Source organism: Arenibacter antarcticus (assembly GCF_041320605.1).
Taxonomy (GTDB): domain Bacteria; phylum Bacteroidota; class Bacteroidia; order Flavobacteriales; family Flavobacteriaceae; genus Arenibacter; species Arenibacter antarcticus.
Genome location: NZ_CP166679.1, coordinates 3033367 through 3046212 on the forward strand (window position 1 = coordinate 3033367; position 12846 = coordinate 3046212).

General features: G+C 38.5%; 11 protein-coding genes, 1 other RNA gene and 1 pseudogene. 8 read left to right on the forward strand and 5 right to left on the reverse strand.

The features are described 5' to 3' along the window. Positions 1-115 precede the first annotated feature (115 nt). A complete protein-coding gene (locus tag KCTC52924_RS12580; RefSeq protein WP_251808476.1) occupies positions 116-973 on the forward strand; it encodes an EboA domain-containing protein in 858 nt (285 codons plus the stop codon). A 23-nt stretch (positions 974-996) separates the two neighbouring features. On the opposite strand, the pseudogene KCTC52924_RS12585 reads toward KCTC52924_RS12580, so the two are convergent. Then, positions 997-1821, reverse strand: a pseudogene (locus tag KCTC52924_RS12585) (DUF1080 domain-containing protein). A 430-nt stretch (positions 1822-2251) separates the two neighbouring features. On the opposite strand from KCTC52924_RS12585, the gene KCTC52924_RS12590 reads away from it, so the two are divergent. From KCTC52924_RS12590 to KCTC52924_RS12615, 6 genes are read left to right on the forward strand one after another with little or no spacing between them, the layout of a single operon-like run. Further along, entirely contained in the window at positions 2252-3160 is a 909-nt protein-coding gene (locus tag KCTC52924_RS12590) for a TatD family hydrolase (protein WP_251808477.1), read from the forward strand. Next, complete coding sequence (gene eboC / locus KCTC52924_RS12595) at positions 3160-4062, forward strand: UbiA-like protein EboC (protein WP_251808478.1); 903 nt, start codon at positions 3160-3162, stop codon at positions 4060-4062. Before KCTC52924_RS12590 ends, eboC begins: the two co-directional genes overlap by 1 nt. Before the next feature lie 11 nt (positions 4063-4073). Further along, the gene (locus tag KCTC52924_RS12600) at positions 4074-5246 is read left to right on the forward strand and encodes a 3-dehydroquinate synthase (RefSeq protein WP_251808479.1); all 1173 of its coding nucleotides are present in this window, start codon (positions 4074-4076) and stop codon (positions 5244-5246) included. 2 nt (positions 5247-5248) lie between these two features. Continuing rightward, entirely contained in the window at positions 5249-6454 is a 1206-nt protein-coding gene (eboE, locus tag KCTC52924_RS12605; protein WP_251808480.1) for a metabolite traffic protein EboE, read from the forward strand. Then, positions 6455-7834 (forward strand): alkaline phosphatase family protein, encoded by a 1380-nt coding sequence (locus KCTC52924_RS12610; protein WP_251808481.1) that lies wholly within the window; start codon positions 6455-6457, stop codon positions 7832-7834. It begins immediately after the preceding gene. Between the two features lies 1 nt (position 7835). Further along, positions 7836-8189, forward strand: a complete 354-nt coding sequence (locus KCTC52924_RS12615) for a transmembrane 220 family protein (protein ID WP_251808482.1) — start codon at positions 7836-7838, stop codon at positions 8187-8189. On the opposite strand, the gene KCTC52924_RS12620 is transcribed toward KCTC52924_RS12615, so the two are convergent. Further along, positions 8186-10024: a DNA polymerase III subunit gamma/tau gene (locus tag KCTC52924_RS12620; protein ID WP_251808483.1), complete on the reverse strand. Its 1839-nt coding sequence runs from the start codon at positions 10022-10024 to the stop codon at positions 8186-8188. The genes KCTC52924_RS12615 and KCTC52924_RS12620 overlap by 4 nt on opposite strands. A 135-nt stretch (positions 10025-10159) precedes the next feature. On the opposite strand from KCTC52924_RS12620, the gene rnpB reads away from it, so the two are divergent. Beyond that, positions 10160-10478, forward strand: an RNA gene (gene rnpB, locus KCTC52924_RS12625) — RNase P RNA component class A. A gap of 302 nt (positions 10479-10780) precedes the next feature. Here the strand turns inward: rnpB and KCTC52924_RS12630 are convergent. Genes KCTC52924_RS12630 through KCTC52924_RS12640 form a run of 3 tightly spaced genes read right to left on the reverse strand, consistent with a single transcriptional unit; the run spans position 10781 to position 12812 of the window. Continuing rightward, complete coding sequence (locus tag KCTC52924_RS12630) at positions 10781-11344, reverse strand: RsmD family RNA methyltransferase (RefSeq protein WP_251808484.1); 564 nt, start codon at positions 11342-11344, stop codon at positions 10781-10783. A gap of 3 nt (positions 11345-11347) precedes the next feature. Continuing rightward, positions 11348-12184, reverse strand: a complete 837-nt coding sequence (locus tag KCTC52924_RS12635) for a DUF3822 family protein (protein WP_251808485.1) — start codon at positions 12182-12184, stop codon at positions 11348-11350. Further along, positions 12162-12812, reverse strand: a complete 651-nt coding sequence (locus KCTC52924_RS12640; RefSeq protein WP_251808486.1) for a hypothetical protein — start codon at positions 12810-12812, stop codon at positions 12162-12164. Before KCTC52924_RS12640 ends, KCTC52924_RS12635 begins: the two co-directional genes overlap by 23 nt. Positions 12813-12846 lie beyond the last annotated feature (34 nt).

Genomic DNA, 12846 nt, shown 5'->3' on the forward strand with positions numbered 1-12846 from the left:
AGTTTTATCTTTAATCTTGGGATCGTATGTAATTTAATACATTATAGTATAGGGCCCCCTTTCAGGCTGTTATGGAAGCTCGTTTGAAACGGAAACATTAATTATAAAATGTGCTATGTTGTTTAAAAAAGTTAGTGAACATTTCTTGACCATATTGGAAAACAATACGCAAGAGATTGAAATGGAATGGCTGTTGTCAAAATTGGAAAAAATCACTATTGAGGAGTCTACCAAAGACTTGTATTTGACCTATAGTTTAATTCCTTCAAAGATTAAATCGACCAAAAACATATCAATAGAAATTCCGAATAATGAACTTAAAGAGTATTTGGAATTACAACATGCCAGTATTCAGCAAATAGCAAGGATATATCTACTTGTGCGCGTGCTGGAGGAAAATGCTAATTACTTTACCATCAAAGTTGCCAACATTATCCAAGTCGCTGATACCAGCGAATTGGAAACGTTTTTAAAGTTTTTAGTGCTTTTACCCAATCCTTCGGAATTTAAACATCAGGCAGTTGAAGCTTTAAGAACCAATATTGCAACGGTATTTAATGCCATAACCATGCATAATCCGTATCCGGCCTTGTATTTTAATGATCAACAATGGAATCAGATGTATTTAAAGGCAGTATTCATGCAACAGGATCTGTCGGGTATCTTATCGATAGACGAAAGAGCCAATAAAGATTTGTCAAGAATTATTTCAGATTATGCCCATGAACGTTGGGCTGCATCCAGAGAAATAGATCCCTACTTTTGGCGACCTACTGCCGGGTTCATAGAGGAAGGACTACTTCTGGATATGGGAAGATTGCTCAATAGCGAGAATATATTGGAGAGAAAGGCAGCTTCTCTTTGCTGTTATACCTCTAAATCCGAACAGGCCAAAAACCTATTGGCCAAACATCCCGAATTTATGAACGAAATAGCATCCGGGACATTAGGCTGGGAAAGCTTGGCGGAATAGGTTGATAAATCCGGTTTTACAAATTAATTTTCCCTTTCTAAAAATTCATAGGATATGTTTTTAAAAGCCATAGGCCCGTGGTCTCCTTGGATCATTAAGGGGCCTGTAGCTGATTCCTGTGAGGAGATAGAGCCCCCCGTAGGCATGGGAACTTCTACATTTTCATGGATTATCTCCCCATTTAATTCGACTAAAACAAACTTGGCATTGGCGATTTTTTCTCCTGCATCGTTAAATGTGGGTGCTAGGAAATGTATTTTTATTTTTTGCCATTCTCCAGGTGCCTTATAAGGACTGGAGGTAGGTGTGATCCCCATGAAGACTTTGGAAGGTTCTGTTTCTCAATTCCTATGGATGCCCCCAAAATCACTGGAGGTAGGGTTGGTAACACCATAGCTGTCCTTAATCTGTAACTCGTACCGGCCCTGTAAATAAATGCCAGAATTAGATGCTTTGGGAATTAGGACCTCCATCTCCAATTTTAAATCCCTATGTTCCCATTGGGTAATTAAATGATCCTTTTTCGTAAAACTGTAGTTGTTGTACAAAACTCCAGTGCCTGGAGTTATAGTTATTGGATTTTTATGATCCAATGTTTTCTCTAGTTTTCTTCTTTGCCTCTTGCTCAAATTTTCCGGCACTGCATCCTGATGGGTGTGTACCGCAATGTTTGGATCAGCAACCACATCCCCTTCAATTTCCCAGTTTCCAGCCTGTACCAAGAAGTCGTTTAAGTTGATTAAAGAAAACTTTTCCTGGGCGAAACTAATAGTTCCGCAAAGGAGCATTAAGATAAATATATTGATCTTCATTTTTGGTATGGGTATTATGTTAATTTTAATGGTCATAAATAATGCAATTTAATTGCTTAGCAGAGGTTGTTCTATTAATTAGTAGTTCATACAAGATGGGTTAAAATGTAAATAACGATCTATAGTGGGTACTTATTGTTAATTTGGAATTTAAAAATGAAAGCACTCAGGAAAATGTTATTATAAATTTGGATCGGATTTCGAGATGTTGACGAACATTTTAAAATTTGAAGGAGTATAAAACGCCCCTTAAACCGATAAAATATACCTACTCACAACCTTTTTTGTTAAAACCAGTTTAAAAATGGGTAAATGTTCCTTGGACATGCTAATATTTCAGTAGATTTATGCGTTGTAGGTAAACCTAATTTTTCAGAATTTATTCTTATTATTCTAGAGCTACCTATGATGCGCAAGGGCATGCTATGGTGTCGATTGTTAATTTATTAAAGCAGTAAATAATGTTATGGAAGAGAAAATGATGATTATAGACCCGCATGTACATATGACCTCTAGAACTACAGACGATTATGAGGCCATGGCGGAAGCGGGAGTTGTGGCTATTATAGAGCCATCTTTTTGGTTAGGACAGCCTAGAACCCAAGTGGGTTCTTTCCAGGATTATTATAGTAGTTTGGTGGGTTGGGAGCCGTTTAGGGCCAGTCAATTTGGAATTAAGCATTATTGCACCATCGGTTTAAATTCTAAGGAGGCTAATAATGAAGCCTTGGCTGAACAGGTAATCGAATTATTGCCACTGTATGTGCACAAGGAAAATGTTGTGGCTATTGGTGAAATTGGTTATGACGATCAAACTCCGGCCGAGGACAAATACTTTAGGTTACAACTAGAATTGGCCAAAGAGCTCAACTTACCTGTACAGGTGCATACCCCGCATAGGGATAAGAAATCCGGGACTATTAGAAGTATGGAAGTTTGTTTGGAACACGGCTTAGATCCCGCTATGGTAGTTATAGATCATAACAATGAAGAAACGGTAAAAGAGGTGCTCGATAGGGGATTCTGGGCCGCATTTACAATTTATCCCAAAACTAAAATGGGTAATGAAAGAATGGTAGAGGTGGTTAGAAACTTTGGTAGTAATGGGATTATTGTAGATAGTTCGGCAGATTGGGGTGTAAGTGATCCCTTGGCAGTTCCAAAAACGGCCTCATTAATGCTTAAAAGAGGGATAGCTAAGGCCGATGTAATTAAGACTTGTTACCAGAATGCATTGGATATTTTTGGAAAAAATGGAAAAATGAAGGAATCTGATTGGTTAAGTCCAGAAGGAGTCAATCAGACTAAATTATACAATGATAACAGCGTTTTAAGGGGGCAGCAACCCAAAGTAAATACCGATAAAATAGTATAATGAATCCTGTGATAAAAGGATATCTACAGCTAACAAGACCGGCCAATTTACCAACAGCAGCTGCCGATATTTTGGCTGGTATTGCTATCTCTGGCTTTTTTTTAACTACCAACCTAGGCGAGACTTTAGATTGGTCAGCGTTTATAGAAGTGGTTATCTTAGTTTGTTCCACGGTGTTTTTGTATGCCGCTGGTGTGGTCCTTAACGATGTTTTTGATTATCGATTAGATCAAAAGGAACGTCCAGAAAGACCTATTCCCTCTGGCTTGGTGTCCTTGAAATCAGCAGCTATTTTTGGTGGATCATTAATGGCTTTGGGTTTTTTGGCCGCATTTTGGATTGGTTTAACTACTGGGGTCGTTGCGCTTTCATTAGGACTTTCTATTCTTTTGTACGATGCTTTAGGGAAACACCACGCGTTTTTTGGCCCCTTAAATATGGGGCTTTGCAGAGGGTTAAACCTGTTGCTCGGGATTTCTATCTTGGGCGATCTTACTCATTGGGAGTATGCTATTATCCCAATTGTATATATAGCCGCAATCACCTTGATTAGTAGGGGAGAGGTACACGGTGATAATAAAAAGCATATTCTGTTGGCTGCCTTACTCTATGCTATAGTGGTAACAACCATGACGATTATCCTTTTATACTCCGATCAAAACATTTTGGTATCCCTACCCTTTGTATTCCTTTTCGCTGTGTTAATTTTTAGGCCATTGCTCAAGGCATATAAGAAAAACTCGCCTCATAATATAAAAATGGCGGTGAAGGCAGGCGTTATTTCAATTATTGTTTTAGATGCCGTCTTTGCGGTAGGTTTTTCATATTGGTGGGTTGGGGCAATTACCTTACTTTTATTACCTATATCTATTTTATTATCCAAACTGTTCGCAGTTACTTAACTTTATAACGAATGCAACAATACAAAACAATATCACAATCCTTCAGTGTGCCATATGAATATAAGCTTCATTTTACGGAGTATATTTTTGAGCTAAGCAATATTTTGTTTAAGGATTTGATTGCGGATTACAATCCTAAGGGAAATGTAAAGGTGCTTTTTGTCATTGATAGCGGGGTGCTGGATTGCCACCCTGATTTATCCGATCAAATAACAGCTTATTGCCAGAAATACAAGGCTGAGATCAATGCCACCCAACAAATTATCGTTCAAGGTGGGGAGCAGTGTAAAAATGATTATGACAATATAGAGCAGATTCTACAAGCGGTTAATGATAACCGTATCTGTAGGCATTCTTTTGTGGTGGCCATTGGTGGTGGTGCAGTTATAGATATGGTAGGATATGCCTCCGCAATTGCCCATAGGGGTGTAAAATTAATTCGTATCCCAACTACCGTTTTGTCTCAGAACGATTCTGCAGTAGGTGTAAAGAATAGTTTCAATATTCTAGGGAAGAAAAATTTCTTAGGCACTTTTGCTCCGCCATACGCCATAATAAACGACCATTTTTTCTTAACTACTTTAGAGCAGCGAGACTGGATATCGGGTATTTCGGAAGCTATTAAAGTGGCCCTGATCAAAGATGAATCCTTTTTCAGCTTTATTGAAGAAAATGGTATCAAGCTAAAAGAACGGAATATGCCGGCCATGCAGTATCTAATCTTCAGATGTGCAGAAATGCATATGGAACATATTGCACAAGGCGGTGATCCCTTTGAGAGTGGATCTTCCAGACCGTTAGATTTTGGGCATTGGGCGGCCCATAAATTGGAGTTTATGACCAATTACCAATTGCGCCACGGGGAAGCTGTAGCTATCGGTATGGCATTGGACCTTACCTATGCCCAACGTATTGGCTTGATTGATAACACTACCCTAGAGCGAATTTTGAACGTGCTAATAAGTATTGGCTTTAGCTTGACTATACCCTTGGCGGAAGAAAGTGAGATAGATGAATTGTTGAACGGTATAGAAGAATTTAGGGAGCATTTGGGAGGTGAGCTTACCGTAACCCTAATCTCAAAGATAGGCGCAAAACACGATGTGCATTCTATTGATAGAAGTGTCATGAAGAGCGCTGTAATGTGGTTAAACAATAAATTTCAACCTAAAATATCCATTTAAAAGTGCTGATCAATAATAAATTTCATCTTAGTTATTGCACCAATATTCACCCTGGGGGCAATTGGGAACAAACCTTGGTAAGTCTAAAAGAATACCTTCCAAAAGTTAAGGAAGAGGTTTCAAAAGACCAGCCATTCGGAGTTGGTTTACGCTTGTCCAATGTAGCTAGCATGGAATTGCAGGAGGGAAAGCGATTGCTAGAATTTAAAGAATGGTTAGATAACAATAATTTGTACGTCTTTACTATGAACGGATTTCCCTATGGAAATTTTCATAATGAACGGGTAAAAGATATGGTGCATGCGCCAGATTGGACCACAACGGAAAGGTTGGAGTATACCCAAAGACTATTCAGACAACTAGCTTTTTTATTGCCCAAGGGACTGTCGGGAGGTATTTCTACTTCTCCAATCAGTTACAAGTTTTGGCATAATTCTGAAGATGCTACCGACAAGGCTTTTATTGACGGGGCAACCAACATGATAGCAGTGGTATTGCAGTTGATGGCGATAGAAAATAATACAGGAAAGCATCTTCATTTGGATATTGAGCCGGAACCGGATGGGATGTTGGAAAATAGTAATGAGGTTTTGGCGTTTTTTGATAGGTATTTAATACCTATCGGAACCAAAGTTTTGATAGATAAATTGGGGTGTTCTAACACAGAGGCCAAGGAATTAATTCTTCGGCACATTATGATCTGTTATGATGTGTGCCATTTCTCCCTTGCCTATGAAGAACCTGAAGTTAGTTTGAATAAATTTATCAATGCAGGAATAAAAGTAGGAAAGATTCAAGTGAGTTCTGCCTTGAAAATACGTTTTAATGAAGGGGATAATGAAGGGGATAATGAAGCGATATGGCGTTCCTTGGAAAGGTTTGACGAACCCACTTATTTACATCAGGTTACCCAAAAATTAGGGGATAAGGTAATCACCTATAGGGATCTGCCCGAACTATTGAATAAAAGGGGAGATTTTACCGAGTTACGGGCACATTTTCATGTGCCTATATTTTTGGAGCAATACGAATCGCTATTCTCCACCCAAGACCAAATTTTAAAGGTGTTAGAATTGCTTAAGAAAAATCAATTTTCTGATCATTTGGAAATAGAAACTTATACTTGGGATGTATTGCCTGAAGATTTGAAAATGGAACTATCACAGTCTATAGTTCGCGAGATAGAATGGTTAAAGAATAAGTTGTAAATGATGAAGAAGACGGTTGTTATAAATGTTGTAGGATTGACCAGAGGTTTAATTGGAGAACATACCCCATTTATTAAATCCTTCCTGGATAAAGGGAGTTGGGGGGCCATTACCCCACAATTACCTGCAGTTACTTGTGCGGCACAAGCTACTTATTTAACAGGTAAAACACCAGCAGAACATGGAGTAGTGGCCAACGGTTGGTATTTTAAGGAAGAACATGAGATAAAATTTTGGCGACAATCCAATACCCTTATTCAAGCGGATAAGATATGGGACAAGTTGAAAAAAAAGAATCCAAATTTTACCTGCGCTAATCTTTTCTGGTGGTATAATATGTATTCTAAGGCCGATTTCAGTGCTACTCCCAGGCCTAATTATTTGGCTGATGGTAGAAAAATCCCTGATTTTTATTCATATCCTGCAGAATTACGGGACAACCTTCGGGAGGAATTGGGAGATTTTCCCCTTTTTCATTTTTGGGGCCCAAAAACCTCCATAAAATCAAGTCAGTGGATAGCAGATGCGGCTATAAAAACCGATATTATGCACAATCCTACCCTAAGCTTGGTGTATTTGCCTCACTTGGATTATAATATGCAGCGTCACGGCATCGACTTTTCAAAAATAGGCACGGATTTACGCGAGATAGATGCGGTGGTCCAACAATTGGTGACCCATTTCGAAAGTAAGTCCGCCAATATAATATTGCTTTCCGAATACGGTATCACCAATGTGAATAATCCAATACATATTAATAGAGTATTGCGAAAAGAAGGCTATTTAAACATAAGGATAGAGCGTGGACTGGAACTACTTGATGCGGGTGCCAGTGATGCTTTTGCAGTGGCCGACCACCAGTTGGCACATGTTTATGTAAAAGATATCGAGAATATTGACAACATTAAAAGTCTCCTTAAAAAGGTGAAGGGGGTAGAGCGGGTATTGTCCGGGGACGAAATAAAAAGTATTCAATTAAATCACGAACGCAGTGGGGATTTGGTTGTCGTGGCCGATAGGGATTCTTGGTTTACCTATTATTTTTGGTTAGACGATAAGAAAGCACCTGATTATGCTAGGATGGTAGACATTCATAAAAAGCCAGGGTATGATCCTGTGGAGATGTTGACAGATCCAAAGGATAAGCTGTTGATGCCCAAAGTGGTGTGGAAATTATTAAAAAAGAAATTAGGCTTTAGGACCGTTTTAGATATTATACCCTTGGATGCCACCTTGGTAAAAGGATCCCATGGAAGAATTCCAGAAGACAGTAATGATCTCCCTATCCTTATCAGCAATAGAGCTGGGAAGGATATTGCGGATTCTTTATTGGCCACAGATGTCTTTGGTGTGATAGAAAATCATATCTTAGATACATAATATGAAACTTTTCGCTAAGATATTTGCTTCCGTATTTGCCGTTTTATTTATTTGGGCGGGCATATTGCAATACAACGATCCGGATTCTTTGTTGTGGTATGTAATATATGGAAGTTCGGCACTGGCTTCATTAATTTTTATATTTGATAAATTACGACTATCTATTGCGGTGCTACTCTCCTTTCTATATCTGATAGGAAGTTATATTTTTTGGCCAGAGCATTATGAGGGGATTTCATTAAATGGCGGGGATATATATAAAATAGAACATGCCAGGGAGTCCTTGGGGCTTTTGATAAATGCGATGGTGATGTTTTTCTACTCTTGGCGAATCCGATTCTCTAGAAAGGCTTAGAAATCTAAATCGAACTCTTTACGAAGTAGGTCGATCACCGGATTTTTCTCTCTCAATTTAAGGTATTTTTCTTCTGGGGTAAACGCAAATTTTGTGGCGGTAGTTTCGTTTACCGATATTTCTAGAGTGATAAAATGGTTGTGCAGCTTTAGCTTTAAGTATTCCATTAGGTCATACTTTTCCCGCTCCACTTCTTTTTTCATGGTATCATTTGGCAATTCAATCCAAATTACAAAGTCGCTCTTAAGCTTAGGGGTATCAGCATGTAGATTGGATGCTAATATTTTACGTCCATCCTTATCTATTATTTCTACAAAATCGGCCCAATGTTTTTGTAGTTCCTCTTCGGTAAAATCCGATTTAGGGAGGCTATTTTCATCTATAACCGCTTCTTTTTTGTTGAGCTGATGTTCTTTCTTTGCCTTTAAGCTTGATAGGGAGAGGCCTGAAACTCGTTTTTTGGTGGACTTAAGGTCGATTTTAGTGCTAGAAATCCCTGAACCTTTGGAAGGTTGAGGAGCAGTTGTATTGCTTTTTACATTCTGTTGTGCAACTTCTGTCGGCTTGGTAGCCGATGTAGAATTCCCCTCTGTTTGTTCGTTTTTTTGATTTCCCTTTGTTGTGGGAGGATTGTTGCCTGAATGTTCCTCGACAGGCTTCTGGATGGTTGAGGGATTAGGCTTGGTAACTCCGGAATCGATTTTATAAAATGAAGCCGGAATTATGAAATCTGGACGGTTACGCCCAATTCCTAGGAATCTAGACTTTTTTTTTTCTCCATCAAAGTCGATGGAGGCTAATTTCATTAGGGTAAGTTCTACAAGTAGTCGCTGATGTTTGCTCGACTTATATTTTATGTCGCAGTCATTGGCAATATCTATTGCTTCTAATAGAAATGGTCCCGAAGGTTTTTTGGATTGCTCTAAGTATTGCTTTTTTGCATCCTCGCCAACCTCTAAGAGGGGAATGGTATCTTGGTGCTTGCACACCATTAAATCCCTAAAATGTGAGGCTAGACCAATAATAAAGTGATGGCCGTCAAATCCCTGTGCTAGGGTTTCGTTAAATAAGACTAATAGTCCAGGAATATTCCGACCCAAAATAAGGTCAGTCGCTTTAAAGTAAGTATCGTAATCCAAGACGTTTAAATTCTCGGTTACTGCTTTTCTTGTCAATTTTTTTCCAGAAAAACTAACTACCCTGTCAAATATGGAGAGCGCGTCCCGCATAGCGCCATCTGCCTTTTGGGCAATGATATGCAAGGCATCGTCTTCCGCTTCAATTTTTTGGTTCTCAGCAATGTATTTTAGGTATTCTGCTGTATCCTTTACGGTGATTCGTTTAAAATCGAAAATTTGGCAACGGGACAAGATGGTGGGAATAATCTTGTGTTTTTCCGTAGTGGCGAGAATAAATATGGCATGTGCAGGCGGTTCTTCCAAAGTCTTTAAAAAGGCGTTGAAGGCCGCTTGTGACAGCATGTGTACCTCATCAATAATATATACCTTGTACTTCCCCACTTGAGGAGGAATTCGTACCTGACTTGTAAGCTCCCTAATATCATCTACAGAGTTGTTAGATGCTGCATCGAGTTCAAATATATTAAAGGCAAAATCCTCGTCATCTGATGCTTCCCCTTGCTGATTGATCTGTTTGGCCAAGATACGGGCGCAGGTGGTTTTTCCTACTCCTCTTGGACCAGTGAACAATAATGCCTGCGCCAAATGATTATTTTCAATGGCGTTGGTCAAAGTATTGGTGATAGCCTGCTGCCCAACAACATCTTTAAATGTTTTAGGTCTATATTTTCGAGCAGATACTATAAAAGGTTCCAAAAAGTTATGCTTATAATTAACCCTCAATTCGGGGGTATGATTGTTTGAGTACAAATATAAAAATAGCTTTGTATTATAGGGGCTATTTAATGAAGTTTAGCGTTTTATTTATGAACAATTCGTCTACCTTTGCACAAAGCAGGTCGCCTTATCGCTGTTTCAATTCAATTTGGACAGAGGAAAGTCCGGACACCATAGTGCAGTATAGCGGGTAATGCCCGTCCGTCGTAAGGCGAGGACAAGTGCAACAGAAAGAATGTACAGGTAATGCTGTAGTGAAACCAGGTAAACTCTATACGGTGCAACGCCATGTAAATCAGTGTTTGAGGGCTGCACGCCTGAGCTGAAGGGTAGGCGGTTCGAGTTATTGGGCAACCAATGGCCTAGATAAATGATAAGGAGTCACGAAATTAATTTTGGGACTACAGAATCCGGCTTATGACCTGCTTTTTTTAATGAGACAGTATTTTCAGAGAAAATACGTATTCGAATTAATGCCGCCACAGGCGGTATAGCGACAGTATTTTCAGAGAAAATACGTATTCGAATTAATACCACCGTATGCGGTATTCTCTAGAGTTAACCAATGCAGTATGCTGTATCCTTTTGTATTACTGCCATCGTAGAAAGTGTATCCCATCAATAGGAATTATCACAGATTTCTGGCAGTAGCCTATAATTGGATATCTGTTTTAACGGCCAGTTTTATATTATTGCTCCTATGGTGAAGTAGGAATTAAGGAATCCTAAACGAGATTATTGTTTGGGAATTTCATTATCCCCAGTCCATTCAAAAAAACTAAATACACTTCCCCCATATCTTCTTTCATTGGTGTAATGCTCCGTTTTGGAAAGATCGGTATTCTTAGGGTGCTCTATAATTAAAACTCCATTCTCTAAAAGGAGTTCCTTTTTAAAGACCAATTCTGCAATTTTAAAAAAGTCTTCCAGTGGAAGATCATATGGTGGATCGGCAAATATGATATGCGCCTTTACTGGATTGCGTTCCAAATAGTCATAAACATCACTTTTAATAACTTGGATAGGGAATTCTAGTTTCTCGGATGTTTCAATAATGAATTTTACGCATCCTGGATCGGCATCTACAGCGGTAATCTGTTCGGAACCTCTAGAAGCAAATTCATAACCAATATTTCCAGTACCTGCAAAAAGGTCAAGTACCTTTATATCGTTAAAGTGATATTGATTGTTAAGAATATTGAATAAGGCTTCCTTTGCCATATCCGTAGTAGGGCGAACGGGGAGTTTCTTTGGAGCAGTTAAACGTTGCCCTTTATTTTTACCAGATATAATGCGCATTGATTAATGGGAATTTAAAAGTGTGAAATCGATGGATTCTTGCTCCAGCTCCCCAAAATGATAGAGGGTGGTAGTGGAGGGTACAAAAATAGAAATATTCTGAATGTAGGTGTGACAGAGTTGGTAAAGGGCATCGTCCTCTTCAATAGCGCCAAAAAGCTTAAGTTTTGTAGTCGCTGTATCCAATTTTAATTGCTCTAAGGTAAAGAGCAGGTAGTAAATAAAATCTTCATTGGCCGTAAATCTAAAGTTATTGTAAAGCAGTAACTTTTTATTTTGGATAATCGTGATGTCCATATGTCCTTCTATCAAATGCACATAGCAAATGGGCTCATTGGTATTGCCATGACTATTAATTAGACTTTTTATCTGCACCGTGCCATTGTGCATAAAATCGAAATCACCAAAAAGATCGTAGATATAGTTGTTTATGTTCACGAAGGGCACATAAACATTTACCATTTCCAAATTGTCTATTTCATCGTATTCCAAGTGGTCATTCGCCAAAATTTTGGCGTTGAATTTCAGGTAATTGGCCAATTCGTCCTTGTTGAAAAGAGCTTTTGGTACTAGGCAGAAAAGGTTGTTTCTGTGAATAACAACAACTTCTGAAAATTGAATTTTTTGAATTTCATTTTTGTCGAAAAGTTGTTTTATTTCCTTTTGTACGGCATAGGGGGTCAGTTCGTTTTCGAACTTAATTTTCTCCGAAGCGATCACGGTGTTGGAAAGTGTGTCCAAAACACAAAAAGAAAGTCCATTCAAGCTAACTTGAATGGACAATTTATGATATTCCGATTTAGAATCTTCTAAAATACTATAGGTCGTTTCGTTTGTCATAGATAGATGGCCAATTTCCACTGGTGCTTACCTCGGTCAAAGATCCAACTTTGATTACATTACCATTAACTTCATCAACGTTGATTTGTGAATTTTCCCTTGCCAATAAGGCTTTGGGTTGGTCATGTAGAACAACATCCTTACCTATTTTTGCTTCAAATACAGGGGCCTTGTATCCTGCTTTTTCAATAATAGCTGCCTTCATTTCAAATTTCTCTCCATTTGCAGCAAAAGGAACATTCATCATACTCTTAAAGCGATCGTCTTTTTTAAATAGGGAATCCTTAACGGATACTGTACCAAGGGTATCTATAATTCTTACTTCCCGTAGCATGTCGATCCCAAAATGCTTGTCATACTCCAAAAATGAAGAATCTCTTTGTTGTGTGATGATATAATTTCCAGTATCCACAAAACTGATCAAGGTATTGAAATCCTTTGCATATCTTCCATTCGCAGTCTTATATGCCTCTTGGGAATTTCTGATATCCTTTAGACTGGATATTACCTTGGAAAAACGCTCTTGTTTAACTTTGTTAAACTTAATAGGGCCATTGACAGAATTGTAGATCATAAATCCTAATCCGATACTTACCAGCCAAAGAAAAATTTGTAAAATGGTCTTCATTTCTTAAGTGTTATTATTTTAGTGGTTATCACAA

What these genes read in the sequence shown, in the direction of transcription:
- eboC (WP_251808478.1), top strand. Translation starts at nt 3,160, where the DNA reads ATGAATCCTGTGATAAAAGGATATCTACAGCTAACAAGACCGGCCAAT.
- KCTC52924_RS12635 (WP_251808485.1), bottom strand. Translation starts at nt 12,184, where the DNA reads ATGACAAACGAAACGACCTATAGTATTTTAGAAGATTCTAAATCGGAA.
- KCTC52924_RS12610 (WP_251808481.1), top strand. Translation starts at nt 6,455, where the DNA reads ATGATGAAGAAGACGGTTGTTATAAATGTTGTAGGATTGACCAGAGGT.
- KCTC52924_RS12615 (WP_251808482.1), top strand. Translation starts at nt 7,836, where the DNA reads ATGAAACTTTTCGCTAAGATATTTGCTTCCGTATTTGCCGTTTTATTT.
- KCTC52924_RS12590 (WP_251808477.1), top strand. Translation starts at nt 2,252, where the DNA reads ATGGAAGAGAAAATGATGATTATAGACCCGCATGTACATATGACCTCT.
- KCTC52924_RS12580 (WP_251808476.1), top strand. Translation starts at nt 116, where the DNA reads ATGTTGTTTAAAAAAGTTAGTGAACATTTCTTGACCATATTGGAAAAC.
- KCTC52924_RS12600 (WP_251808479.1), top strand. Translation starts at nt 4,074, where the DNA reads ATGCAACAATACAAAACAATATCACAATCCTTCAGTGTGCCATATGAA.
- KCTC52924_RS12640 (WP_251808486.1), bottom strand. Translation starts at nt 12,812, where the DNA reads ATGAAGACCATTTTACAAATTTTTCTTTGGCTGGTAAGTATCGGATTA.
- KCTC52924_RS12630 (WP_251808484.1), bottom strand. Translation starts at nt 11,344, where the DNA reads ATGCGCATTATATCTGGTAAAAATAAAGGGCAACGTTTAACTGCTCCA.